At 71.8% G+C, this 25,185-nt stretch carries 23 protein-coding genes and 1 pseudogene; 8 read left to right on the top strand and 16 right to left on the bottom strand.

Translation table 11 applies throughout. The annotated features are described in order from the left end of the window. Window positions 1-354: 354 nt before the first annotated feature. The 3 genes from Vgi01_RS05205 to Vgi01_RS05195 all read right to left on the bottom strand — a co-directional run bounded on the left by Vgi01_RS05205 (window position 355) and on the right by Vgi01_RS05195 (window position 5,042). A complete protein-coding gene (locus Vgi01_RS05205) occupies window positions 355-2,016 on the bottom strand; it encodes a fumarate hydratase (RefSeq protein ID WP_204290301.1) in 1,662 nt (553 codons plus the stop codon). 169 nt (window positions 2,017-2,185) lie between these two features. Continuing rightward, window positions 2,186-3,640: an outer membrane protein assembly factor BamB family protein gene (locus tag Vgi01_RS05200; protein ID WP_204290300.1), complete on the bottom strand. Its 1,455-nt coding sequence runs from the start codon at window positions 3,638-3,640 to the stop codon at window positions 2,186-2,188. Window positions 3,641-3,743: 103 nt separating this feature from the next. Then, complete coding sequence (locus Vgi01_RS05195) at window positions 3,744-5,042, bottom strand: MFS transporter (protein ID WP_373306867.1); 1,299 nt, start codon at window positions 5,040-5,042, stop codon at window positions 3,744-3,746. A 65-nt stretch (window positions 5,043-5,107) separates the two neighbouring features. Between Vgi01_RS05195 and Vgi01_RS05190 the strand changes: the two genes are divergently transcribed. Beyond that, window positions 5,108-6,094 carry an ArsR/SmtB family transcription factor gene (locus Vgi01_RS05190; RefSeq protein ID WP_204290299.1) on the top strand — a complete coding sequence of 329 codons (987 nt, stop codon included), beginning with the start codon at window positions 5,108-5,110 and terminating at the stop codon, window positions 6,092-6,094. Between the two features lie 37 nt (window positions 6,095-6,131). Here the strand turns inward: Vgi01_RS05190 and Vgi01_RS05185 are convergent, their stop codons facing one another. After that, a complete protein-coding gene (locus tag Vgi01_RS05185) occupies window positions 6,132-6,638 on the bottom strand; it encodes an Lrp/AsnC family transcriptional regulator (RefSeq protein ID WP_204290298.1) in 507 nt (168 codons plus the stop codon). A gap of 138 nt (window positions 6,639-6,776) precedes the next feature. Between Vgi01_RS05185 and hppD the strand changes: the two genes are divergently transcribed. The 4 genes from hppD to hisC are packed head-to-tail and all read left to right on the top strand — an operon-like array spanning window position 6,777 to window position 10,837. Continuing rightward, entirely contained in the window at window positions 6,777-7,982 is a 1,206-nt protein-coding gene (gene hppD, locus Vgi01_RS05180) for a 4-hydroxyphenylpyruvate dioxygenase (RefSeq protein WP_102655944.1), read from the top strand. Window positions 7,983-7,993: 11 nt separating this feature from the next. Next, on the top strand, window positions 7,994-8,779 hold the full coding sequence (locus Vgi01_RS05175) for an RDD family protein (protein ID WP_239088804.1): 786 nt from the start codon (window positions 7,994-7,996) through the stop codon (window positions 8,777-8,779). Window positions 8,780-8,801: 22 nt separating this feature from the next. Then, window positions 8,802-9,740, top strand: coding sequence for an RDD family protein (locus tag Vgi01_RS05170; protein ID WP_204290297.1), 939 nt, complete (start codon window positions 8,802-8,804; stop codon window positions 9,738-9,740). After that, window positions 9,737-10,837, top strand: a complete 1,101-nt coding sequence (hisC, locus tag Vgi01_RS05165) for a histidinol-phosphate transaminase (protein ID WP_204290296.1) — start codon at window positions 9,737-9,739, stop codon at window positions 10,835-10,837. Before Vgi01_RS05170 ends, hisC begins: the two co-directional genes overlap by 4 nt. 113 nt (window positions 10,838-10,950) lie before the next feature. Here the strand turns inward: hisC and Vgi01_RS05160 are convergent, their stop codons facing one another. From Vgi01_RS05160 to Vgi01_RS05145, 4 genes are all read right to left on the bottom strand, one after another. Next, window positions 10,951-12,195 carry an outer membrane protein assembly factor BamB family protein gene (locus tag Vgi01_RS05160; RefSeq protein ID WP_204290295.1) on the bottom strand — a complete coding sequence of 415 codons (1,245 nt, stop codon included), beginning with the start codon at window positions 12,193-12,195 and terminating at the stop codon, window positions 10,951-10,953. A gap of 151 nt (window positions 12,196-12,346) precedes the next feature. Then, on the bottom strand, window positions 12,347-12,556 hold the full coding sequence (locus tag Vgi01_RS05155) for a DUF397 domain-containing protein (RefSeq protein WP_102656020.1): 210 nt from the start codon (window positions 12,554-12,556) through the stop codon (window positions 12,347-12,349). Window positions 12,557-12,730: 174 nt separating this feature from the next. Further along, window positions 12,731-13,927 carry a fumarylacetoacetase gene (fahA, locus tag Vgi01_RS05150; protein WP_204290422.1) on the bottom strand — a complete coding sequence of 399 codons (1,197 nt, stop codon included), beginning with the start codon at window positions 13,925-13,927 and terminating at the stop codon, window positions 12,731-12,733. 8 nt (window positions 13,928-13,935) lie between these two features. Then, window positions 13,936-14,802 (bottom strand): hypothetical protein, encoded by an 867-nt coding sequence (locus tag Vgi01_RS05145; RefSeq protein ID WP_204290294.1) that lies wholly within the window; start codon window positions 14,800-14,802, stop codon window positions 13,936-13,938. An 84-nt stretch (window positions 14,803-14,886) separates the two neighbouring features. Between Vgi01_RS05145 and Vgi01_RS05140 the strand changes: the two genes are divergently transcribed. After that, window positions 14,887-16,050, top strand: a complete 1,164-nt coding sequence (locus tag Vgi01_RS05140) for a homogentisate 1,2-dioxygenase (RefSeq protein WP_204290293.1) — start codon at window positions 14,887-14,889, stop codon at window positions 16,048-16,050. Window positions 16,051-16,949: 899 nt separating this feature from the next. Here the strand turns inward: Vgi01_RS05140 and Vgi01_RS30470 are convergent. From Vgi01_RS30470 to Vgi01_RS05120, 4 genes and pseudogenes are all read right to left on the bottom strand, one after another. Continuing rightward, window positions 16,950-17,597: pseudogene (locus tag Vgi01_RS30470) on the bottom strand (tetratricopeptide repeat protein); the annotation flags it as partial. A 9-nt stretch (window positions 17,598-17,606) separates the two neighbouring features. Continuing rightward, window positions 17,607-18,089 carry a 2-C-methyl-D-erythritol 2,4-cyclodiphosphate synthase gene (gene ispF / locus Vgi01_RS05130; RefSeq protein ID WP_203223085.1) on the bottom strand — a complete coding sequence of 161 codons (483 nt, stop codon included), beginning with the start codon at window positions 18,087-18,089 and terminating at the stop codon, window positions 17,607-17,609. Continuing rightward, window positions 18,086-18,802: a 2-C-methyl-D-erythritol 4-phosphate cytidylyltransferase gene (gene ispD / locus Vgi01_RS05125; RefSeq protein WP_102655953.1), complete on the bottom strand. Its 717-nt coding sequence runs from the start codon at window positions 18,800-18,802 to the stop codon at window positions 18,086-18,088. The genes ispF and ispD overlap by 4 nt, the downstream gene beginning before the upstream one ends. A gap of 56 nt (window positions 18,803-18,858) precedes the next feature. Beyond that, window positions 18,859-19,344: a CarD family transcriptional regulator gene (locus Vgi01_RS05120; RefSeq protein ID WP_007073334.1), complete on the bottom strand. Its 486-nt coding sequence runs from the start codon at window positions 19,342-19,344 to the stop codon at window positions 18,859-18,861. 481 nt (window positions 19,345-19,825) lie between these two features. Between Vgi01_RS05120 and Vgi01_RS05115 the strand changes: the two genes are divergently transcribed. Beyond that, complete coding sequence (locus tag Vgi01_RS05115; RefSeq protein ID WP_204290291.1) at window positions 19,826-20,506, top strand: hypothetical protein; 681 nt, start codon at window positions 19,826-19,828, stop codon at window positions 20,504-20,506. Between the two features lie 11 nt (window positions 20,507-20,517). Here Vgi01_RS05115 and Vgi01_RS05110 read toward each other — a convergent pair whose 3' ends face one another. The 4 genes from Vgi01_RS05110 to Vgi01_RS05095 form a co-directional block, all read right to left on the bottom strand. Further along, window positions 20,518-21,102 (bottom strand): hypothetical protein, encoded by a 585-nt coding sequence (locus Vgi01_RS05110; RefSeq protein WP_204290290.1) that lies wholly within the window; start codon window positions 21,100-21,102, stop codon window positions 20,518-20,520. A 52-nt stretch (window positions 21,103-21,154) separates the two neighbouring features. After that, window positions 21,155-22,204 carry a type III polyketide synthase gene (locus tag Vgi01_RS05105; RefSeq protein ID WP_204290289.1) on the bottom strand — a complete coding sequence of 350 codons (1,050 nt, stop codon included), beginning with the start codon at window positions 22,202-22,204 and terminating at the stop codon, window positions 21,155-21,157. Between the two features lie 34 nt (window positions 22,205-22,238). Next, window positions 22,239-23,405 (bottom strand): acyl-CoA dehydrogenase family protein, encoded by a 1,167-nt coding sequence (locus Vgi01_RS05100; protein WP_204290288.1) that lies wholly within the window; start codon window positions 23,403-23,405, stop codon window positions 22,239-22,241. 109 nt (window positions 23,406-23,514) lie between these two features. Then, the gene (locus Vgi01_RS05095) at window positions 23,515-24,252 is read right to left on the bottom strand and encodes a methyltransferase domain-containing protein (protein WP_204290287.1); all 738 of its coding nucleotides are present in this window, start codon (window positions 24,250-24,252) and stop codon (window positions 23,515-23,517) included. On the opposite strand from Vgi01_RS05095, the gene Vgi01_RS05090 reads away from it, so the two are divergent. Next, the gene (locus tag Vgi01_RS05090) at window positions 24,251-25,138 is read left to right on the top strand and encodes a UbiA family prenyltransferase (protein WP_373306864.1); all 888 of its coding nucleotides are present in this window, start codon (window positions 24,251-24,253) and stop codon (window positions 25,136-25,138) included. The genes Vgi01_RS05095 and Vgi01_RS05090 overlap by 2 nt on opposite strands. Window positions 25,139-25,185: the final 47 nt, after the last annotated feature.

Genomic DNA, 25,185 nt, shown 5'->3' with positions numbered 1-25,185 from the left:
GGCTCTATACGACGCCGAGAGATACGGCAGGAACGGCCCCTTCGGGGGCCGTTTTTTTGCGGGTGATGGTCTGACGCACCAAGCAGCGAGCTGATCATGGACTTACCTCGGCTGCGGCCAAGCCTCGTTCTTGGACCTCATCTACGAAGATGTGCGCCGACGCCGACCTTAGCGGTGCCGAAGGGTTTGGAGAGGTACGTTGCTCTCCTCGATCAGAGGTGATTTCCATCCGCCGCCGGCAGTAGCCCCCCACTGGCCAGCGTACGAAACACGCTACTGAAACCCAGCGCACGGAGCCCCGACCTGCGTCGGGGCTCCGTCGTCGCGCTGCAATCGATCAAGTGGCCAGCAGGATCAGTGGCGGCCGATGGTGAGAACGGGCTTGGTGACCTCGGCGAAGAAGTCGTTGCCCTTGTCGTCGACGACGATGAAGGCCGGGAAGTCCTCCACCTCGATCTTCCAGACCGCCTCCATGCCCAGCTCCGCGTACTCCAGGACCTCGACGTGCTTGATGCAGTCCTGGGCGAGCCGGGCCGCCGGGCCGCCGATCGAGCCGAGGTAGAAGCCGCCGTGCTGCTCGCAGGAGCGGGTCACCTGAGCGGAGCGGTTGCCCTTGGCGAGCATCACCATCGAGCCGCCGGCAGCCTGGAACTTCTCCACGTACGCGTCCATCCGGCCGGCGGTGGTCGGGCCGAAGGAGCCGGAGGCGTAGCCCTCCGGGGTCTTCGCCGGGCCGGCGTAGTAGACGGCGTGATCGCGCAGGTACTGCGGCATCGGCTCGCCCGCGTCCAACCGCTCGGCGATCTTGGCGTGGGCGATGTCCCGGGCGACCACCAGCGGGCCGGTCAGGGACAGGCGGGTCTTGACCGGGTACTTCGACAGCTCGGCGCGGATCTCGTCCATCGGCCGGTTCAGGTCGACGCGTACCACCTCGGTGGTGTCCAGCTGCGTGTCGGTGACCTCGGGCAGGTAGCGGGCCGGGTCGGTTTCGAGGCGCTCCAGCCACACCCCCGACGGGGTGATCTTGGCAACCGCCTGCCGGTCGGCCGAGCAGGAGACCGCGATCGCCACCGGGCAGGACGCGCCGTGTCGGGGCAGCCGCACCACCCGTACGTCGTGGCAGAAGTACCGTCCACCGAACTGCGCGCCGATGCCGAAGTTGCGGGTCAGCTCCAGCACCTCCGCCTCCAGCTCCAGGTCACGGAAGCCGTGCGCGGTCATCGAGCCGGAGGTCGGCAGCGCGTCGAGGTACTTGGCGGAGGCGTACTTGGCGGTCTTCAGTGCGTACTCGGCGCTGGTGCCGCCGATCACCACGGCCAGGTGGTACGGCGGGCAGGCCGAGGTGCCGATCAGCCGCAGCTTCTCCTCCAGGAACTGCATCATCCGCGTCGGGTTCAGCAGTGCCTTGGTCTCCTGGTAGAGGTACGACTTGTTGGCCGAGCCGCCTCCCTTGGCCATGAACAGGAACTTGTACGCGTCGGGGTGCCCGTCCGGGTCCTCGGCGTACAGCTCCACCTGCGCGGGCAGGTTGCTGCCGGTGTTGCGCTCCTCCCACATGGTCAGCGGGGCGAGCTGGGAGTAGCGCAGGTTCAGTCGGGTGTACGCCTGCCAGACGCCGCGGGAGATCGCCTCGGCGTCGCTGCCGTCGGTGAGCACGTGCCGGCCACGCTTGCCCATCACGATCGCGGTGCCGGTGTCCTGGCACATCGGCAGCACTCCGCCGGCGGCGATGTTGGCGTTGCGCAGCAGGTCCAGCGCGACGAACCGGTCGTTCGGCGAGGCCGCCGGGTCGTCGATGATCGACCGCAGCTGGGCCAGGTGCGCCGGCCGCAGGAAGTGGGCGATGTCATGCATCGCCTCGGCGGTCAACGCGGTCAACGCGGCCGGGTCGACGGTGAGGAATCGGCGACCACCCGGGCCGTTCACCACGTCGACGCCCTCGTCGGTGACCAGGCGGTACTCCGTCTGGTCCGGCCCGGTCGGCAACAGCGGGGCGTACGAGAATTCCGTGCTCATGCCGCCACTCCACTGCGCTCCGTGCCGCCGTGGGGCACCACCGCACTACACCCGTGATTCGCTCGCTGACGCTCGCCCATGACGGCAAAGCCTAGGGCAGAAGGTTCGATCACTCCTACCCACCGGGTGGGGTGGTGCCGCTCACCCTCGTCCGGCCCGGCGGACGGCGTCACTTGCCGGAATCAGGGTCGCTGCACAGCTCGTTCTTCGGCCCGCAGCTGCCCTGCGGCCCCGGCGCGCCGGGACTGCCCGCCGGCCCCGGCACACTCCCGTCGCCGTTGCGACCCGGATCACCATTACGGGCCGGGTCGCCGCTCGCCGCACCGAAGCGGATGTACCCGATCTCACGGCCCTCACCGATCACCATGCCGGCCGGGCCGACCGCCAGCGCGTTGGCGGAGGTGCGCAGCGCGACCAGTTCCCGGCCGGTACGCGGGTCCAGGGCCACCAGCCGGTTCGGCTTCTCGTCGGCGACGACGGCCGCGTACGGGGTCAGTGCCGCACCCGCCTTCTCGCCGCTCGGCCGGTTCCACCGCACCTGACCTGAGCTGAGTTCCCGGCCGGAGATCCCGTCCCGGCCGGCGGTGCGCACCACCGCGTACCGGTCGTCCACGGCGAGCACCCGTTCGGAGTTCTCGGTGGCCAGCAGCAGCCGCCCGTCGTACCCGTCGAGGATCGCCTCCCGCCCGTCCGGGGCGACCCCGACCAGCACGTTGCGGGCGCCGTACGGGTCCTCCCGCTGCACGCACCCGGCGCTGTCGGCGGTACGCAGGTTGAGCCCGGAACGCTGCCAGGTCTCCTGGCCGGTGGCCGCGTCCCGGCCGGAGATGGTGAAGTAGCAGTTGCCGTCCTGGGAGCGGGCGACGATGCGCAGCAGCCGGCCCCCGATCACCGCGAGCCGCTCGTCACGTTCCGGTTCCACGTTCTGCAACACCCGACCGGTGGCGGTGTCCACCACGTGCACCCGCCCGTCGACCGGGAAGCCGAGCAGCGCCGGTACGGTCTCCGGGCCCGCCACCTCACCGTGGATCCGAGGGCTGGACAGCCGACGACTGTCGAGCAGATTCGGGTTGTCGGCGAGCAGGCCGCTGCTGACCCCGGGGAGGAAGGCGGTCCACAGCGGGGCGACCCCGCGCGGCTCCCAGGCGCTCAGGGTGCAGTCGGTCGCCTCCACGCAACGCGCGTCGAGCAGCAGGTTGCGGTAGGTCCACACGGCCACCGCGTCGTTGTCGCGCCGACGGGTCACGCCGGTGGTCGGGTCGAGGACCTCGTACCCTTTGACCAGCAGGCGACCGACGGCGACCACGGCTTCGGCACCGCCGCCGGCCACCGCGCTCCAGTCGGCCTTGCGCTCCCAGAGCTGGCTGCCGGTGGCCAGGCTGCGGGCCTCGACCCGGGTGCGTTGTTCGACCACCACCGTCTCCCCGGCGATGGTGACGCTGCGCGGGGTGCCACCGATGCGCTGCTGCCAGACGAGGTCCGGCTCGGAGATGGGCGACCGCCTGTTCACCCAGTCCCACATGCCAGGAAACGGATTCCAGACTCCGGTGGCGGCCAGCGCGACGACCGTGGTCAGGCCAAGCAGCAGCCAGCCACGCACGCCGAGGCCGCTGCCCTTCGCCACCGGAACACGGTAGCCACCCGCACCTCCCACTGCGCGCACCCCACCGCGTGTCGTGAAAGGAAGGGCACCTTATTAACGCCTCCGGTAGTAGAAGGGCCCCTTGTTAACGCGGGTGAGCGGCAGGCTTCAGCACCGGCCACAGTGTCAGCGTCGCGGCGATCGACGCGGCACCGGCCACCGCCATCACCACGCCCGGCGCGAGCCACTCGCTCAGCCCGCCCGCGCTCGCCGCCGCCAGCCCCTGCATCGCCATCATCCCCGTGTTGACCAGCCCGAACGCCTGCCCCCGGCGCAACTCGGGCACCGCGTCGAGGAAGCGCCGGGCCAGCCCGAGCTGGTAGGCGAAGCCCGCGGTGGCCACCGCGAAGAGCGCCGCCGCCGGCAGCAGCCCCGGACCGGCCAGGAACGCCAGCATCGGTACGCCGAGCAGCAGCGCGAGCCAGGGCGTCCACCGCTCCCGGCGCGCCGGCGCCACGAACCGACCCACCACCAGGTCACCGACCAGCATCCCGCCCGCACCGGCCATCAGCAGTACGCCGGCACTGGCGCCCGGCCCCAACTGCGCCGCGTACGGCACCGCCACGCCTTCGGCACCGACGAGCAGCGAGCCGGGCAGCCACTGGGCGAGCAGCAGTCCCCGGATCCGGCGATCGGCGAGCAGTTGCCGGTTGACCCGCAGCGTCTCCCGAACGGCGCCACCCCTGCCGCGCCCCACGGCTGTGCCCCCGGCACCGCTGGCCGGGCCCACGGCACCAGTGCTTACGGCATCGGTGGCAGGGGCGGTGCGGATCCGGGCGGGCCGGCGGGTCAGGCCGACGCGTACCAGCAGCGCGGACAGGCCGCAGGTCAGCGCGGTCAGCCAGAGCGCGCCGTAGGGCCCGACCAGCCCGAGCAGCAGACCACCGACGGCGAAGCCGGCCACCTGGGTGCCCCCGGCGGCCACCGAGAGCAGCGACCGTCCCAACACGTACGCGTCGCCGTGCAGCACCTCGGGCAGCAGCGCGGTCCGCGCGGCACTGCTGACCGGGCCGAACAGCGCCACGACGGCGACCAGGCCGAGCATCAGCGGCGGCGACAGCACGCCGGTGGCGAGCACCACGACCACCGCCAGCCGCAACAGGTCGTACCCGACGATCAGCGCGCGGGCCGGCATCCGGTCCGCCAGGGCCAGCAGGAACACCCCGCCGAGCGCGTGCGGCAGGAACCCGGTCACGTACGCCAGCGCGGCCAGCAAGCCGGAGCCGGTGCGCTCGTAGACCAGGACGGAGAGGGCGAGCATCTTCACCGTCTCGCCGATCATGAAGATGCCGAAGCTGCCGAAGATCACCCGGAACTCGGCGACGGCGAAGACGTCGCCGAAGGTCGCCGGCCGCTCGGCGGTGGGCGTACGCGTGTCGGTCACGGTGATCAGCCTGGTCGAAGGCTCCGGTCCGCTCTATCCTTTCGCTGTCAAGCGAAAGGTGCGGCATGCGGATCGAGGTCACCCCGGCCGACGTGGCCGCCAGTCGGTACGCCGTCTCTCCGCTGGGCGAGACGGTGTCCGCGTTGCGGCTGCACGCCGGTCAACGGGCCTCCGACGGGCTGGGGCCGTGGGTGGCCCGGACCCGGCCCGCGTACGAGCGGCTGCGCCGGGAGGTGCCGGCGGTCGGGGCGCTACTGGCGCTGCTGCGTCGCGGCGGCTACAACGCCGACTTCATCCAGCCTCCGCCGGACGGCACGGCCCGGGACTTCCACGGCGAACTGGCCGTGGTCCGGGCCACCCCGTTGGCGCAGGCCCGCGACGAGCTGGCCCGCAACCTCGCCGGGCCCCGGGCCACCCCACCGGCGTACGCCCGCCGGATCTACGCTGCGCCGAACGTGGTCGACCTGATCGCGGACGCCATCGAGGCGGCCTGGCAGGCGCTTGTCGAGCCGGACTGGCCGCGTCTGCGCGCGATCCTGGAGCGCGACCTGGTCCGTCGGGCGGGTCGCCTGCTCGCCTACGGCTGGGGTGCGGCCGTCGCCGACCTGGATCCCCGGCTGCGCTGGATCCCCGGTGACGTCGGCGTCATCGAGATCGACAGCAACGACCCCGACACCCACTCGCTGGCCGGTCGGGGCCTGCTCTTCGTGCCCACCGTCTTCGGCACCCTGATCGCGTACGTCGAGCAGCCCTGGCCGTACGCGATCGTCTACCGGGCCTCCGGGGTGGCCGAGTTGCTCGGGCCGCCCGACCCGGCCCGGCCCGACGACGCCCTGGATCGGCTGGTCGGCCGCTCGCGGGCGGCGGTGCTGCGGGCGCTCGCCCTGCCCGCCACCACCAGCCAACTCGTCGCTCAACTCGGGCTCAGCCTCGGCGGTGTCGGCGACCACCTCACGGTCCTGCGGGAGGCCGGGCTGGTCAGCCGGATCCGCACCGGTCGGGCCGTGCGCTACCGGCGCACTCCGCTCGGTGACGCGCTGGTCGCCGACTGATCCGTGTTAAAAGGGGACCCCTGCTCTACCGGAGACGTTAAGAAGGTGCCCTTCCTTCGCCCCGGACGGCGGAGCGGACGAGGGGCAGGACGCGGTACGGGATCTGCTCGTCCAGGGCGATGATGGTGGAGGCGCGGCGGATGCCCTCGTACGCGACGATCTGGTCGATCACCCGTTGCAGGTCGGCGTTGGAGCGGGCCACGATCCGGCAGAGCAGGTCGCTGGAGCCGGTGATGGTGTGTGCCTCCAGCACCTCGGGAATCCCGGCCAGGTGGCTGGCCACCGGGTCGTGCCCGTGCCGTTGACTGATTTCCAGGGTGACGAAGCTGGTCACCGTGAACCCGATCGCGGCGGGCGACACCTCCGGCCCGAATCCGCCGATCACCTTCCGGTCGACAAGCTTGTCGAGCCGCGCCTGGACGGTGCCGCGAGCCACCCCCAGGCGACGGGAGCACTCCAGTACACCGATCCGCGGTTCCGCGGCGAGCAGTTCGATCAGGCTGACATCCAGCGCGTCGAGCTGTACATCCTGTCCAGGGTTCACGACTGATCACCCTACTTGTTGTGCAACCTGACCAGCGATTGAGCCGACAGTTGCTCAGTGAGCGGGGTCACGGTGATAGTCCGGGGAACGAGCACAGAGTCGGCCGAGCAGGCCGGCCGGTACGCAAGGGAGGCCACCATGACCCAGGCGATCGACCGACCCCAGTCGACCGACGACGTCGACGTCGATGCCCTCGTCGGCGCCGTCGACCACGACATCGCCCGTGACCCGTTCCCGGTCAAGGGCCTCGACCACGTGCACTTCCTGGTCGGCAACGCCAAGCAGGCCGCGCACTACTATTCCACCGCCTTCGGCATGACCTGCGTGGCGTACCGGGGTCCGGAGCAGGGCCACCGCGACCACGCCCAGTACGTGCTGACCAGCGGCTCGGCCCGGTTCGTGCTCACCGGCGCGGTACGCCCCGACGCCGACGGCGCCGAGCACGTGGCCAAGCACAGCGACGGTGTCAGCGACATCGCGCTGGAGGTGCCGGACGTGGACGCCGCGTACGCGCACGCCACCGCGCAGGGCGCGACCGGCCTGCTGGAGCCGCACGACGTCAGCGACGAGCACGGCACCGTCCGGATGGCCGCCATCGCCGCGTACGGCGACACCCGGCACACCCTGATCGACCGGTCCCGCTACACCGGGCCGTTCCTGCCCGGCTTCGTCGCCCGCGGCCCGATCGTGGACCGACAGCCGATGATCGACGCCGGCATCCAGCCGAAGCGCTTCTTCCAGGCCGTCGACCACGTGGTCGGCAACGTGGAACTCGGCCGGATGGACGAGTGGGTCGAGTTCTACAAGCGGGTCATGGGCTTCACCAACATGGCCGAGTTCGTCGGTGACGACATCGCCACCGACTATTCGGCGCTGATGAGCAAGGTGGTCGCGAACGGCACCCGCAAGGTGAAGTTCCCGCTCAACGAGCCGGCCATCGCCCGCAAGAAGTCGCAGATCGACGAGTACCTGGAGTTCTACCAGGGCCCGGGCGCGCAGCACATCGCCGTGGCCACCAACGACATCCTGGCCAGCGTCGACGCGATGCGGGCGGCGGGCGTCGACTTCCTGGACACCCCGGACTCGTACTACGACGACCCGGAGCTGCGGGCCCGCATCGGCGAGGTACGCGTACCGATCGAGGAGCTCAAGGCCCGCAAGATCCTGGTGGACCGGGACGAGGACGGCTACCTGCTCCAGATCTTCACCAAGCCGGTGCAGGACCGCCCGACCGTCTTCTTCGAGCTCATCGAGCGGCACGGCTCCCTCGGCTTCGGCAAGGGCAACTTCAAGGCCCTCTTCGAGGCGATCGAGCGCGAGCAGGAGAAGCGCGGCAACCTGTAACACTGTCGAGCGTGACCCAGCCCTCACCCCACCCCACGTCGCCGGCCGGCGGCGGCCCACCGATCGGTGGGCCGCCGCCCGTCGCCGGTGACGCCCTGCCGCCCACCGGCCCCCCGCCCCAGTACGCCCCACCCCCCGCGGGTTGGGCCGGCTCACCACCCCCACCTGGCGTCCCCGGTGGCCCGCCGCCCGGCTGGCATCCGGGTCAGCCGCCACCGGGCTGGCCGCCTGGTCAGCCGCCACCGAAGTGGGCGGGCGGACCGCCACCGCCGGTGCTGGGGCCGGGTGGGCAGCCGCTGGCCAGCTTCGGTGACCGGCTGCTGGCGTACCTGATCGACGTCGCGATGTCTTCCGCCGCCCTGCTGCTGTTGTTCATGCCGTTCTTCCTGACATTCGCTTTCCGGATCCTCTCCGTGACTCCGGAGACCAACCCGGACGGCAGCCTGGCGGACCCCAGCGACCTCATCACGGAGATCATGCTGCCGATGCTGCTCCTCCAGGGCGCGCTGTTCGTGGTGATGTTCGGGTTCTACTGGCTGTATCACGTCGAGTACATGAAGCGGACCGGGCAGACCTTCGGCAAGAGGGTGATGAAACTGCGGGTGGTTCCGCTCGACCCGACCCAGACCCTTGATCGGCGGATGGCCGGGAAGCGGTACCTCGTGCAGTTCGTGGGCGGGTCGCTGGTGCCGGGCGGAAGCTACGTCGACGGCCTCTGGCAGCTGTGGGACAAGCCCTGGCAGCAGTGCCTCCACGACAAGTTCGCCGGGACCGTCGTCGTTAAGGTGGCCAGGTGACCGAGCACAGCAAGGCCGCGCCGTGAGCGTGGCACCCGGCTGGTACGTCGACCCCGCCGACCCGCAAACCCGCAGATACTGGGACGGCGAGGGCTGGATCGGCGCGCCCATCCCGGTCGACGCCACCCCACCCGAAGGCCCGCCCCCGCCCGAGCCCGAACCGACACCGGAACCCGAGCCGGTGACATCGGCCACCCCGCCCGGCACACCAACCACCCCGCCCGGCACACAGATCACCCCGCCGGGCACACCGGTCGGGGGCCCACCCCCGGGGCATCCCCCGCCCGCCGGCTGGCAGCAGTGGCCGCCGGCCGGCGATCCGCGGCACGGGCCACCGCCCGGCTGGCCGTACCCGACCTGGCCCGGACGGCCACCGGAGCCCCGGCCGCACGGTATGCCGCTGGCCGGCTTCGGCGCTCGGCTCGGTGCCAGACTCATCGACTTCGGCATCGTGTTCCTGCTCAACGTGCTGGTCAACGGCTGGTTCGTCGCGCGCCTGCTGGACGAGGTCTCGGTGCCGCTCAACGAGTTCGGCCGCCGCCTGCAGAACCCGGAACGCAACACCGAACCGCTGCCGCAGGCCGGCGACCAGACCGGGTCGTTGATCGTGGTGATTCTGCTGATCGCCACGATGCTCTGGCTGGCGTACGAGGTGCCGTCGATGGCGGCCAGCGGGCAGAGCTTCGGCAAGCGGCTGATGGGCATCCGGGCGGTACCGGTCGAGGCCGACGCCCCGCTCGGGTTCGGCCGCGCGCTGCGTCGATGGAACACCCTCGGTCTGCCCACCCTGCTCTGGTACTGCTGCGGCCTCGGTCTGCTGCTCCAGTTGATCGACGCACTCTCCCCGCTCTTCGACCACCCGCTGCGACAGGCGCTGCACGACAAGCGGGCGCAGACCGTGGTGGTCAAGGTTCCCCGTACCCCCGCCGACGGCGCCAACCCACCCGGAGATGCCCCATGACCGACACCGGACGCCAGCCGACAGTGCGGCTGACCCGTGCCGACCTCGACGCGCTGCCCAACTACGTGCCCGGCCGCAGCCCGGCCGACCTGGCTCGCGAACTGGGTCTGCCGGAGGCCATCAAGCTGGCCAGCAACGAGGTGCCGTACGGCCCGCTGCCCGGTGTGGTGGAGGCGGTCGCCGAGGCCGCCGCCGGGGTGCACCGCTACCCGGACATGGGCGTGGTGGCGCTGCGCCAGGCGCTCGCCGACCGGTACGGGGTGGACGCCGACCGGATCGCCACCGGCTGCGGCTCGGTCGCGCTGGCCGAGCACCTGGTACGCGCCACCTGCCTGCCGGGTGACGAGCTGGTCTACGCGTGGCGGTCGTTCGAGGCGTACCCGATCATCGCGGCGACCAGCGGCGCGACGAGCGTGAAGGTGCCCAACGACGCCGGGCACGGGCACGACCTGGCGGCGATGGCCGCGGCGGTGACCGACCGGACGCGGATGATCCTGGTCTGCAACCCCAACAACCCGACCGGCACCGCCATCCGCCGCGCCGAACTGGACCGTTTCCTGGACGACGTGCCGGACGACGTGCTGGTGGTGATCGACGAGGCGTACCGGGAGTTCGTCACCGACCCGGAGGTGCCCGACGGCCTGACCTACGCCGACCGGCCCAACGTGGCGGTGCTGCGCACCCTGTCCAAGGCGTGGGGTCTGGCCGGTCTACGGATCGGGTTCCTGGTCGCGCAGCCGCAGGTGGCGGCAGCGGTACGCAAGGTCGTCACGCCGTTCTCCAGCAGCATGGCGGCGCAGGCCGGGGCGCTGGCCGCGCTGGCCCAGGCCGACGAGATGCAGCGGCGGTGCGCGCTGGTGATCGCCGAGCGGGAGCGGGTCACCGAGGCGCTGAGCAAGCTGATCCCGGACGTGCCCGCCAGCCAGGCGAACTTCGTCTGGCTGCCGCTGGGCGACAGGGCGCTGGAGTTCGGCAAGGCGTGTGAGGCTCGGGGCGTGATCGTCCGGCCGTTCCCGGGTGACGGGGTCCGGGTCACCATCGGCACCCCGGCCGAGAACGACGCCTTCCTGGCCGCCGCCGAGGCCGCGCTGAGCTGAGCCCGGCTCCCCACGCAGTACCGGGCCGGTCCGCCATCCCCCAGCGGACCGGCCCGCAACCTACAACCAGCAGCATATGTCTTCTTTGTCCGCTTTGCGGATATTCGGGCTGATCAGGTTGCGGCGACGATCAACGGTTCTGCGGTGAAGTAGTAAGCGTGGTCGTCCCCATCGAGGTCGACTGGACGCCGCAGCCGTTCCACCGCGACGTATCCGTCAGCGGCGTACACCGACCCGGGCACCCACCCGGTGCCGTCGGAGCCCACGTTGAGGACGAACCGGGACAGCTCACGGCCGCTTGCCGCGTCCACCGTGACCAGCTCGTTCTCCACTGTCAACACATGCGCCCGGCCCGACTGAACGGCGATCAACCGGCCCGGCCCGACCGACGCCCGCCAGCGCTCGGTGCCGTTACGCACCGCGCGGCCGACGAGCAGCCCGTCCGTCAGGGTCACGGCCGTCCCGTCGAGCAGTTCGGCGTCCGCTGCGTCGAGCACCCGAGCCGCAACCGGCTCACCGGAGCCGATCAACCAACCCCGGGCCGACATGTCGTCCGGACCGGCGGTACGCAACGCCGCGCAGCCCGTCGGAGCGCAGCCGATCAGGGTCGCCGTCAGCTCGTCACCGGCCTCCGGAGGACGCCACCGGTCGCCCACCTTCCCGGTCGCCGCGTCCCGGAACTCGATTACCGTCGGACCGTCGCAGCGGTCCAGGGTGAGCAACTGACCGTCGGCGCTGCCGCCGACCGGCTCCCGGCAACCACGCCCCACCTCGGCCTGCCACAGCAGCGCGCCGCCAGCCAGGTCCACAGCCCGCACCTCGCCGGCACCGGAGGTCACCACCGCATCCCGGCCGTCGGCCGTCCGGACCACGGAGACGCCACGAGGCTGCCAGACGATCGCCGACCCGGTCCGTCGGGTGACCCGTTCCCGGTCCGGCTCAGGGCCGTCCGCGCGCCAGGCGACCTGCCCGGTACGCGCGTCGAGGGCCACCAGCATGCCGTCGGACCACCGGCTCACCACAGTCGTACCGCTCGCCACCACCGCGTCCACGGTCGCCGGCCACCGGCGGTACGACCAGTACGGCGTACTCCGGTGCCGGCCGTCGGCCGGTTGGTCGGCGTAGACCTGGCGCTGTGCCGCGTACACCCGCAGCCGGCCGTCCACGATCAACGGGGCGACCGGCAGCCGGCCCACCACCCCGGGTGCCCGCTGGCTGCGTGCGGGATAGTCGCCTCGGGCGGTGGTGCTGACCTCGGCCGGCGCCAGGACGCGGTACGCGACGAGCGCCAGTGCCGCCGCGACCCCGGTCGCCGCCACCGCTGCCACGATCCGCCGCTGCCCCGTCGTCCACCCCATGCCGCACCTCCCCGCCCGGCACCCTACCCACCAGTCGGAACGGCCCGGAGGCTGCGGTCAGGCTGCGCTGCGGCGGAGGTCGGCGGCCGACGCGGCGAGATCATGATGCGGGGCCCCGGGGCAGATCGTCCGCCCCGGAGACCCTGGGCGGTCAGCGGGCGAAGTCGCCGTCGCGGATCGCACCGACGAACGCGCTCCAGCCCCGAGGGCTGACCGTCAGCACCGGCCCGGCCTGGTCCTTGGAGTCACGTATACCCACCACGCCGTGGCGGCGGGCCAGGTTGTCGGCCACCTCCACGCAGAGACCCTGGTCATTGGAGCGGCTGCTGGTACGCCAGACCGCGCCCACGAGATCGTGCATCGTCGTCATCTCCCTCGGGTTCGACATGCCGCCCGCCGCGACCGGGCCGACCGGAACGGGGGGCACCGGTCAGCCCGGCGCGGTGTGGCGACGGAATTCCGAGACGATCAACGAAGACGGTGACGGCCCTTGATCGCACAGCCGGTGCGACAGCGTGGGCCTGTCGGATAGGGGTCAGCGGGCTGGCGCGATCATCCCCGTAACCTCGGCCAACGTGATGGTGGAGCCGTCCGGTCCGGGTGCGGTGGCCGTGATGGTGACGGTGTCGCCGTCGAGCAGGAACGTGCGTTCCGCCCCGCCCACGGTCACCGGCTCGGCGCCGCCCCAGGTGAGTTCCAGGAAGGAGCCGACCTGGTCACGCCGGTCACCGGAGACGGTGCCGGAAGCGTAGAGGTCACCGGTACGCAGTGAGGCGCCGTTGACGGTCAGGTGGGCCAACTGCTGGGCCGGCGTCCAGTACATCCCGGCGAACGGCGGCTCGCTTACCGTCTCGCCGTTCCACTGCACGGTCAACCGCAGGTCCAGCCCGACGTGCGGCTCGTCGCGCAGGTATTCCAGGACCGACGGATCCTGCTCCGGCGCGGCCACGTACGCGCTCCGCAGCGCGTCCAGCGGGGTCACCCAGGCGGCGATCGAGGTGGCGAACGACTTGCCCAGGAACGGGCCCAGCGGCTGGTACTCCCACGCCTGGATGTCCCGGGCCGACCAGTCGTTGACCAGCACCACACCGAAGACGTGCTCGTCGAAGTCGGCGGCGGCCACCCGGGCGCCGAGCGGACTGGGTACGCCGACCACGAACCCGACCTCGGCCTCGATGTCGAGGCGTACCGACGGGCCGAAGACCGGCCCGTCCTTGCTCGGCCGCTGGCCCTGCGGGCGTACCACCGGGGTGCCGGAGACCACCACGGTGCCGGCCCTCCCGTGGTAGCCGATCGGCAGGTGCTTCCAGTTGGGCAGCAGCGCCGGCTGGCCGGGTCGGAAGATCTGGCCGACGTTCGAGGCATGCTGCTCCGAGGAGTAGAAGTCCACGTAGTCGGCGACCTCGATGGGCAGTTCCATCCGTACCTGCTCCAGCGGCACCAGCAGCGGCTCCACGGCGACCCGGTGGGCCGGGTCGGTGAGCAGTTCGGTGATCCGCTGCCGCACCGCGGTCCACTGCGGACGACCCAGCGCCAGGAACGTGTTGAGCGTCGGCCGGCGCAGCGCCCCGCCGGCCAGCACCAGACCGGCGTCCTCCGCGGCGGCCAGGTCCAGGACCACGTCGGCGATGCGTACGCCGATGCGCGGTTCCCCGTCGCCGACCCGGAACACCCCGTACGGCAGGTGCTGGATGCCGAAACCGGACCCTTCCGCGCCCGCCACCCAGCTCACTCGCTCGCTCATGCCTGATTTCTCCCGTTCACCAGCCCCAGCCGGATCAGATCGGTAAGTGGTTCCACGATGCTGCACGAGCCGAAGCCCATCCACAGCGGACGCGCCAGGTCGTGCCGGCCCTCGATCTGCTGCACCAGGGGTCGCTCGTCGCGGACGGTGAGCAGCTCGGTCACCGTCCCCACCGCAGCGCCCTCGGCGGCGGCCAGCGTCGCGGCCAGCACGTTGGCGAAGCCGTGATGGGTGATGCCGGTTTCCGGGTCGAGGTGGCGCACCGCGTGGTGCAACCCGGCGGTCAGCTTGAACGGCAGCTGCCGGTCCCGGCAGGCGCAGATGACCGCGGCCAGCTCGGCGGGCGTGGGGAACAGCTCGGCGGCCAACCCACCGGTACGGAACTTGGCGGCGACCGACAGCCCACGGGAGCGCGCCTCGGCCAGCGTGTCCAGGGCGGCGGTCAGGCCGAACGTCAACGGGATCTCCGCGAAGACGGCGACGGTGTCCAGCCGCTCGGTGAGGTTGATCAGCTCGGCCAGGCCGGGCTGCGGGTCCTCACCCCGCTTGGCGACCGGGGCCTCCAGCTGCCGGACGGCCACTCCGAGCGGCGGCAGGAACGACAGGGCGAAGGGCAGCCGGTCGAGGCCGATGTCGCCGATCAGCCCGATCACGAAGCCCTCGGCCGGGTCGACCAGCCCGCTCAGTTCGCCCGCCGCGACCTTGGAGGCGGGCAGCAGCAGCGGGCCGACGAGGTCGGCGTACCAGTCGGCGCGGTGTCGCCGGTGGGCGGCGACGGCGTCGGGCAGCGACGCGCTGCCCGGCGGGAAGACGGCGGCGTCGTCGACCAGGCCGGCGACGAGTGCGGGCAGCTGCGTTGACACGAGACAAGAATGTACGGGACGCTACAAGGAGCGGACAACAGCGTCCGATAATCGGACGCATCGAGCTGGTGACCGGGAGGCGACATGCCGTACTACCGCAGCGTCGGCGAACTGCCGCGCAAGCGCCACACCCAGTTCCGGCAGCCCGACGGCAGCCTCTACACCGAGGAGTTGATGGGCCAGGAGGGCTTCTCCTCCGACTCGTCCCTGCTCTACCACCGGTACGCCCCGACCGCGATCGTCGCCGCCGAGGAGTTCACCCCGCCGGCCGTGACCCGGGTGCCCAACCTGCCGCTCAAGCCCCGGCACCTGCGCACCCACAAGCTCGACGGCACCGGGGCCGACCCCATCCTGGGTCGGCGTTACCTGCTCGCCAACGACGACGTACGCATCGCCTACGTGCTCGCCGACCGGCCGTCCCCGCTGTTCCGCGACGCCACCGGCGACCACTGCCTGTACGTCGAGGCGGGCACCCTGCGGGTCGAGTCGACCTTCGGCGTACTGGACGCGGTGGCCGGCGACTACGTGATCATTCCGACCTCGACGGTGCACCGGTTGGTGCCCACCGGGGACACGCCGACCCGGCTGCTGGCCGTCGAGGCGACCGGCCACATCGGCCCACCCAAGCGCTACCTCTCGGTGCGCGGCCAGTTCCTGGAACACTCGCCGTACTGCGAGCGGGACGTCCGGGGACCGGACGCGCCGCTGCTGGTCGACGGCACCGACGTCGAGGTGCTGGTACGCCACCGGCGCGGTTGGACCCGCCACGTCTACGCCAACCACCCGTTCGACGTGGTCGGCTGGGACGGTCACATGTACCCGTGGGCCTTCTCCATCCACGACTTCGAGCCGATCACCGGCCGGATCCACCAGCCGCCACCGGTGCACCAGACCTTCCAGGGCCCGAACTTCGTGATCTGCTCGTTCGTCCCCCGCAAGGTCGACTACCACCCGGACGCCATCCCGGTGCCGTACCACCACCACAATGTCGACTCCGACGAGATGCTCTTCTACACCGGCGGCAACTACGAGGCGCGACGCGGTTCCGGCATCGAGCAGGGTTCCATCTCGCTGCACCCGTCCGGCTTCACCCACGGCCCCCAGCCCGGTGCCGCGGAACGCTCGATCGGTGTCGACTTCTTCGACGAGTTGGCCGTCATGGTCGACACCTTCCGCCCGCTCGACCTGTGCGACGCGGCAGCCGACTGCGAGGACGACGCCTACGCCTGGACCTGGTCCCGCCGCTGACGAAGGAAGGGCCCCTTGTTAACGCCTCGCGAGGTGAAGGGGCCCCTTCTTAACGCGCCAGGGTCGTCGGCGTCAGAGCTGCGCACGTCGCACCAACGCCAGGCCCGTTGCCTGCCGCACGGCGGCGGCGGGACTCAGGCCACCGGGCGCGAGACGATCGTCAACTGGGCGACGGTGGCGATGCCGATGGAGAGCACCAGCGGCCAGGGCGTGCCGACCAGGGCGTAGAGCAGGATCAGCGCGGGCGCGGCGGCTGCCGCGTACACGGCCAGGACCAGCGGACGGTCGGTTCGCCGCAGTACGGGCAGCACGGTCCGGGTCAGGCCTGGCAGTCGGGACGCGTGCCGCCAGAGCACGATGCCCCCGCCGGCGGCCGCCAGCACCGCCATGAACCGGGAGAACCCGGAACCGGTGGTCGCCGAACAGGCGATCACGATGGCGGCCACCATCGACCAGCCGGCCCCCCAGAGCACGAACTGCCGCAGCGCCGCCGGCACCGGACGACGCGCGACGAACGGACCGGTGCCGGCCCGACCCGCATCCACCGGCTCGCCGAGCCGGCCCGGCTCAGGGAACTCGGCTGCACCGTGGCCCGGCTGCTCCCCACCCGCGCTGGGAACAGGCCCCGGGCGGCGCTCGCCAGCAGGCGTGTCCCACCCCGCCGGCGGTCCGCTCGGCCAGGTACCCCCGTCGGCCGGCGGACCGCTCGGCCAGGTACCCCCGTCAGCCGGCCCGCCCGGCCCGGTCCGACCCTCAGCCGGCCCGCCCGACTCGGTACGACCCTCGGTCGGCCAGCCGGGCTGCTGGTTGGTGCCCGGACCGCTGGGCGGGTACGGGCCCTGCCGGGGCAGATCGTCGGGAGCCTGTTCCGGACGGTTCACCTCGGTCCGGCGGGGATCGGTAGGCGGCAGCGTCGGCACGGCGGCCTCGGCGAGTTGCTCCAGGGTGGCGCTCCAGCGTCGCTGTTCCAACCGCAGCACGCCGACGTCCTCACTGACCTCGGCCAGTCGCGGGTCCAGTCGCAACGCCTCCCGGTAGGCCCGCTCGGCGAGATCGAACATCCGCATGTTCGCCGCCACCAGGCCGAGCACCAGGTGCCCCTGGGGTTCCTCGGGTGCCAACTCCACCGCGTGCCAGGCGGCGTTCAGGGCCGGCTGGCCGTTGCGGGAACCAGCCAGGATCGCCGCCGCGCTGCGTTGGGCGTACGCGTCCTGCGGGCCCAGGGCCAGGATCTCGTCGGCGGTACCCGCGGCCTCGCCGTACCGTTCCAGGTCGCCGAGAGCCAGGCCACGCAGGACGAGCGGGGGAACCTGCCCCGGCGCGGCGGCAACGGCGGATTCGGCGGCGGCCAACGCCTCGACGGGCCGGTCGGCGGCCAGCTGCACCCGGGCGAGCATGACGAGCGTTTCCACGTGGGCGGGGTCGAGGGCGAGCGCGAAACCGAGTTCACCGACCGCTTCGTCGTAGCGGCCCAGCTCGGCGAGGAGGGTGGCGCGCTGCAGGTAGCCGTCGGCGGCGGGCGGGTCGGCGGGTACGTCGGCGGACATCGCGCGAGCCTAGGCGCTCGGCTGGGCGTACACCAAGGCCACCGCGATCCCGGCGAGTCCCTCTCCGCGCCCGGTGAAACCCAGCCCGTCGGTGGTCGCGGCGGACAACGTGACCGGGGCGCCGACCGCCTCCGACAGCACCTGCTCGGCCTCCTCCCGGCGTGGACCGATCTTGGGTCGTACCCCCACGACCTGCACGGACACGTTGCCGATGGCGAAGCCTGCGGCGCGGACCCGGCGCGCGGTCTCGACCAGCAGGCGTACCCCACTCGCCCCGGCCCACTCCGGCTGCCCCACCCCGAAGTTGGCGCCGAGGTCACCCAGCCCGGCGGCGGAGAGCAGCGCGTTGCAGGCCGCGTGCGCGGCCACGTCGGCGTCGGAGTGCCCGGCCAACCCGTCCTGGTCCGGCCAGTGCAGGCCGGCCACCCAGCAGGGTCGGCCGGCCTCGAAGGCGTGCACGTCCGTGCCGATGGCCACCCGAGGAACGATCATGAATCGAGGGTACGCGTCCGGAGATCGGTCGCCAGCAGGTGCTCAGCCAACGCGAGATCGAAGGGGCGAGTGATCTTCAGGGCGTGATCCGAGCCGGGAACACAGAACACCGGTACGCCCTGTTTCTCCACCAGCCCGGCGTCGTCGGTCAACGCGTCACCGGCGGCGGCGTGCGCGGCGGCCAGTACCGACCGGCGGAACCCCTGCGGGGTCTGCACCGCCCGCAGCGCTCGGCGGTCGACGGTGCCGAGCACCAGCTCATCCGCGTCGACTTCCTTGATCGTGTCGACCACCGGGAGTACCGGGATGACCGCGTCGTGGCCCGAGCGCACCGCGGCTGCCACCGACTCCACCAGGGCGGGCGGGGTCAGGGCGCGGGCCGCGTCGTGCACCAGGACGATGTCGGGCCCGACGGGCACGGCGGCAAGGGCGGCGGCCACGGACTCCTGCCGTTCGGCCCCACCGGGTACCACGGTGACCGGTGCGATCGGGGCGAGCAGGTCACGTACGGCCGCGACCTCGGCGATCGGGGCAGCCACCACGATGGTGTGCACCGACGCGGCGGCAGCCAGCCGACGGACCGCGTGCACCAGCAGCGGCTCCCCGGCCAACAGCCGCAGCGCCTTGGGTCGGCCGGGGCCGAGGCGTACGCCGGCACCGGCCGCAGGCACGAGGACCGCGACGTCACCGCGCGGATTCAGCTGCGCGGTCACGTCGCGGTCCTCGATGGTTTCTTCGCTACGAAGTGGGTACGACGATGCTGTGCGGACTAGGCCTCGGTCAGCACCTTGTCGAGCAACGTCTCCGCCTCGTCCTTGGTGCTCTTTTCGGCCAACGCGACCTCGCCGACGAGAATGTCCCGGGCCTTGGCGAGCATGCGCTTCTCACCTGCGGAAAGGCCCCGCTCCCGCTCCCGGCGCCACAGGTCGCGGACGACCTCGGCCACCTTCAGCGGATTGCCGGAGGCCAACTTCTCCAGATTCGCCTTGTAACGTCGCGACCAGTTGGTCGGCTCCTCGGTGTGCGGAGCCCGGAGAACGTCGAAGACCTTGCCCAGGCCCTCTTCGCCCACCACCTCGCGCACACCCACGATCTCGGCGTTCTCGGCAGGCACCCGGACCGTCAGGTCACCCTGCGCGACCCTCAGGACGAGGTACTGCTTGGGCTCGCCCTTGATGACCCGAGTCTCGATTGCCTCGATGAGTGCGGCCCCGTGGTGGGGGTAAACAACGGTCTCGCCGACACTGAAAACCATAGGTTCGAAACCCCTTTCGCTGTGTCTAGGGTAACACGCTCAGGCACCGATGTCTCACCGCTGTCCTGACCGTTGGCGCAGCTCAGGGGCCCTGTGAGAGGTCTTTCTTCGGCTTGACATATGACCGATCCGATGATTCGAGCACGCTCTGTAATCCGAAGATGACCCATCGGGCATGGCCGACGAAAAGGCCGTGATCCTCGGCGTGCCCGTCAATGATCAACCCACCAATGATCAATACGTCTGCAGACCAATACCTCTACGTCAGCGATTTCCGCCCACGCCAGAGATCAAGTACCTCATTGCTCAGACACCCGATGATCAGGCACTCAAAGATCAAGTAACCAGAGATCAAAGGCTACGCACCCACCCCATGATATCTCGCCGTACCCAAGTGTGGGCAGCGGTAGCGGGACCGCGCGCAGTACGGGACGCTGGAGAGGCCACTGTCCGCGTACCCAGGAAGCACCAGGGGGTCGTGATGGGCAAGGCTGACGCCGACGGTCCCGGGCTGCCCGACCTGCCTCCCGAGTGGGGTCGGGTGGTCGTGCCGGACGACGCCTCCGCGCTGGCCGCAGAGGCCGAACAGGTCCGCCGTGAGCTGCGTACGCAGATGGTGGGCCCACCCCGGCGGTGGCGTCTCCCGACGGCGCCCGTGCTGGTGCTGCTCGTCGCGGTCATCGCCACCGTCGCCGGCCTGGTCACCGTCACCTGGCCCCGCGCCGGCAGGGGAACTCCCGAACCGGCCACGGCGGGGCCCGAACCCACACCCACCCAGTTCAACGGGCGGGCGTTACCGGCACTGGACCTCGTCGACGCCGAACAGTCGCCGGTGCCGCTGCGCGGGCTGCTGCCGGCGGTGGTGCTGCTGGTGGACGGGTGCGCCTGCCCGCATCGGGTCACCGAGGCGGCCGCGGTGGCACCCGTCGGCGTCAACGTCGTCACCGTCGGGGCGCAACGCCCTCGAACAGCTCCTGCGGGCAGCAATGCACGCGCCCTCGGCGATCCGGCCGGCGGGCTGCGCGCCTTCCTGCACCTGCCGGCCCGCCCGGACGCGGTGACCGCCCTGCTCGCCGACCGCACCGGTCGAATCGTGCTGGTGGTCCCCGCAGTCGGTTCGGTCGCCGACTACCAGGGGGAACTGGCCGTCCTGGCCGGCTGAAGCCCGCCTGCTCAGGACGGGTCGACCAGGCGGGCCACCAGTTGTAGCGGCGCCGCACCGGCGGTGGAGAACAGCACTGTCACGTTCGCGCCGGTGCCGACCATCTCCGTCGTGATCACTGTGCCGTCGCAGGCCGCCGTCAGCGGATCGCCGGCTCTGGCGCCCACGACGGTGACCAGCAGCTCGCCGGGACCGGTGCAACTGAAGACCAGCACATTCCGCTCGTCGCGATCGAGCCGGGACTCCCGGGCCAGCGCCGTGCCCGCGTTCAGCGAGGCCCGCTCGGTCCACACCGCCGCGTGTCGGGCGGTACCCCGTCCCGCGCCACGGCCGGCGTCGCTCTCGGCAACGGACCCGATCACCTGCCCGGTGTGCGGATCGACAAGCACCGTGCCGGTGGTGGACTCGATCACGATCGACGAGGATGTGCCCGGCTCCTGTCGGAACCTGCTCCGATCCGCCTGCCAGACGGCATCCTCCGACGCGACCTCGGTGCGCTCCCCCGCCGGCGGCGACGCCGGGGCTTCCGCCCGCCACCACCAGCCGCCCAGGGCCAACGCGGCGACGCCGATCCCGACCAGCAAGGCCCCACGCAAGCGGGAAATGGCATCGACGTCCACCCCTGAAGGGTAGCCGCCGCCGAGCCGCTCAGGCCTGACGTTCCAGCAACGCTGCGTAAAGGGTCAACCCGGGTCCAAAGGCGAGCATCACCACTCGACGTGGCGACGGCGCGTACCGCAACAGCCGGTCGAGAATCAGCAGCACGGTGGGAGACGAGCAGTTGCCGTGCTCGGCAAGGGTCTGCCGAGAGGCGGTCAGCGCGGCAGGGGCCAGGGCCAACTCCTGCTCGACCACGTTGAGGATGCGCGGTCCCCCCGGGTGTACGGCCCAACCGTCGACGGCGGACAGGCTGCTGCCGTGACCGGTCAACAGCTCGTCGACCAGACCCCGGACGTGGGCCGAGAGCACCTGCGGCACCTTGGGGGACAGCCCCATCCGGAAGCCGGTGTCGGTCACGTCCCAGGTCATGTGATCGGCGGTGGACGAGTCGGTGACCGAGGTGACCGCGCGTACGGCGTACCCGCGGCCGCCGGGAACCACCACGGCGGCGACGGCGGCATCCGAGAAGAGCGCGTGCGAGATGATCTGCTGGGTGTCCACCCTCGCCGACGACGGTTGCAGATGCAGGCTGGTCAGCTCGGCACAGAGCAGCAGCGCCGGCCGTCCCCGCGCGGTCACGAAGTCACTCGCCGCGCCCAGCCCGGGCAACGCCGCGTAGCAACCCATGTGACCCACGAACATCCGCTGGGTCGACGGGGCCATGCCCAGGTCCCGGGCGAGCAGGATGTCCAGCCCCGGCGTGGCGTACCCGGTGCAGGAACAGACGACGAACAGCCCGATGTCACCGGCCGCCAGCCCGGCGGCGGTCAACGCCCGGCCCACCGCCTCCTTACCCAGCGGCAGTGCCTCGACCTGGTATCGGCGCATCCGCCGCTCGGTCGGCCAGTCGGAGACGTCCTCGATCAACGGGTTGACCGCGGCCTGTCGCCGGTCGACCCCCGAGTTCGCGAAGATCCGCTCGGCGAGCGCACGGGTGCTGCCGGAGTAGTGCCGGGAGAAGAACCGCTCCCACAACTCGTCCTGGTCCGCCGACGGCGGCGAAGCCGTGCCCAGGCCCGCGATCACCGGTACCGACACGGCTTCACCCTCCTTCTGGTCGGACCTACCACCCTCACCAACGAGGGGCCGAGCCCTCACGGTCCGGGTCACCACCGAGGGCGGCGACACCGAGCCAGTCGGCGCAGACGTCAGAGGTGGCCGGATGCAGCGACCCGCACCGGGCGTCCCGGTAGAGGCGCTCCAACGGGTGGCCACGTCGGGTGGCGGAGGTGCCCGCCGCCTCCAGCACGGATGCCGCCACGTCGGCGGCGGTCGTACCGGCCAGCAGCTTGGCCCGCCACACCCACCGGTTGGTCTCCGCGTCACCGGGTGCCTCGTCGACCCGGCGGGCCGCCTCGGCCACCGTCAGCTGTGCCGCCGCCACTGCGGCGTCGGCCCGACCGAGGCGGGCGCGTACCGCCGGCAGGCCGGCGAGGTTGCGAGCGTTGAGGTGCTCCGCCGCCGCGTCGATCGCCGCCCGGGCCACCCCGACGTAGACGGCGGCGTAGCTGGCAACCAGCCAGTGCGGCATGAGCTGGGCGACCACCAGGGCCAGACCCTCCACCCCGCCGAGCAGCCGGTCGGTCGGCACCGTGACGTCCAGGTGCAGGTCGTGCGAGGCGGTGGCCCGCATGCCGAGGGAATCCCAGGTCGGTTCGACGGTCAGACCCTCCCCCGCCGGAACCAGGAACTGCGAGACGATCGACGGGTCGGTCGCGCTGCGGGCGGCCACCAGGTAGCCGTCGGCGTGACCGGCACCGGAACAGAACGTCTTGCTGCCCTTGATCCGCCAGCCGCCGTCGACCGGCTCGTACACCGTGCTGAGCTGGGACAGTCGAGCGCCGGCGCCGCGTTCGCTCATCGCGACGGCGTACCACGCCCCGTCGGCCGCCGCCCGCAGCAACCGGTCCCGGGCGGCAAGCGCCTCCTGCGGTACGCCGAGCGCCTCGGCCAGTTCCTCGGTGACCGCCCCCAGCGCGCCGGTGACCGAGGCGTGCATGTTGAACACCAGTGCCGTCGCGCCGTTGCCGCGGGCCAGCTCGGTGGCGACGGCTGCGTACTCGGCGAAGGTGGCGCCCGCACCACCGAGCTCGGCGGGGACCATCAACCCGAACAGTCCGGCCGCGCGCAGATCGGCGAAGTCGGCGGCCGGGAACGAACCGGCCTGGTCATGCTCGGCGGCCCGCGCCGCCAACCGGGGCGCCAACCGGCGAGCCGCGGCCGCGGCCGCTTCACCCATGCCGGCGCTCCGCATCGACGCGGGCCACCGCGCCCCGCCGACCACCCACCCGATGACGCTCGTTCATGGAACCCTCCTCGCCCATCCCCATACCCCCCGTCGAGTTCCGCTATCCGTCGCGTACCCCGTGGCCCTGGTAGAGCACGGCGGCCGAGGCCGTCGGCACGATGCGCGGCACCTGGTCCGGCGGCGTCCCGATGCCACGAGCCCGGCGGAGCAACCAGCGCAGCAGGCCGGGCACGGCCGGGCGGACGCCACGCACCCGCAGGTCCACCCCGTGTCGGGCGCACTCGGCGACCAACTCACGATCGTCCACGAACAACCGTGGGTCGTGGATGCCACGCGGCACGGTGGGCAGCCGTTCGGCGATCCGGACCGCGACCAGCCGGCTCAGGGCCGTGTCGTTGAGCGTGTCGAGCACGAGCAGGCCGCCCGGTCGCAGCAACCGGCACGCCTGCGCGACCGCGGCGCGCCAGTCCGGGACGTGTTCGAGCAGTTCGCCGGCGGCGACCACGTCGGCACAGCCGTCGGCGAGCGGCACCGCCGTGGCGTCACCGTTGACCACGGTGACACCGTGGTCGGCCGCCTGGATCAGCGCCGAGCGGGTCAGGTCCACCCCGACGTGCCGGTAACCCTTGCCGACCAGGTGCGGGGCGAGCAGGCCGGCACCGCAACCGAGGTCGACCAGGAGTGCACCCGGACGTGCCGCCGGGGGCACCAGGGCCGCCCGGGCCCGGGCGAGCCAGTGCAGCATGGCGAAGGCGCCGTCCGGCCGCCACCATTCGCCGGCCAGGTCGTCGTACTGGCGCGGATCGTTGCGGGGCAGGCTCAGGCCGGCATCACGCATGACATCGAGCGTGGCACGACTGACGGGTAACGACCAGACTTCCGTTATGTCGTCGACGGTGTTAGGGCTGGTCAGGGCGAGCCATCCGGAGCCGACGGCGGCAGTCACCACAGTGGCCGCCCTGCTCGCCGCCGGCACCGGTCACCAGCCCCACGGCATCGCCACGGTGGCGATCACCGTGGCGGCCAGTCAGTTCGCCGTCGGCTGGACCAACGACCTGGTCGACGCCGACCGGGACGCGTTGGTCGGCCGGGCCGACAAGCCGGTCGCCGCCGGGCTGGTCAGCCGCCGGCTGGTGGCGGTGGCCGCGACGCTGGCCGCCATCACCACCGTGGCGGTGGCGCTGACCACGGACCCGGTGGCCGCGCTCTGGGCCACCATCGGGCTGGTCTCGGCCCTGCTCTACGACTGGCCGCTGAAGTCGACGGCGATCTCGGTACTGCCGTACGCGATCTCCTTCGGCGCGTTGCCCGCCTTCGTGGTCCTGGCCCTGCCCGGCGCACCCGCCCCGCCCTTCTGGCTGGTCGCCGCCGCCGCCCTGCTCGGCGCGGGCGCACACTTCGCCAACGTGCTGCCCGACTTCGCCGACGACGCCCGGACGGGGGTACGCGGGCTGCCACACCGGCTGGGCCCGGCGGGTAGCCGGTTGGCGGCCGTCGGGCTGCTGGTCGCGGCGACCGGCACGCTTGTGCTCGGCCCGCCCGGCCCGCCGTCGGGCGTGGGCCTCGCAACAGTCGCCGCCGCCCTGATGATCACCGCAAGCGCCTGGTACGCCGGTCGCAGCGCCGAACGAGCCGGCGTCCGCCCGGTGGCCGCCTTCCGGGCGATGATGTTGGTAGCTCTGATCGATGTCGTGCTGCTGGTCACGAGTGGTCGGCTGGTCTGAGCCTCACCCGGGCAGGTGGCAGCACCGGGTCGGCGTGCGGCCCACGA

It is taken from the genome of Micromonospora gifhornensis, assembly GCF_016863515.1.
GTDB classification, from domain to species: Bacteria; Actinomycetota; Actinomycetes; order Mycobacteriales; family Micromonosporaceae; genus Micromonospora; species Micromonospora gifhornensis.
The sequence above is the reverse complement of the archived record's forward strand: the minus strand, read 5'-3'. Positions and strand labels throughout refer to the sequence as shown.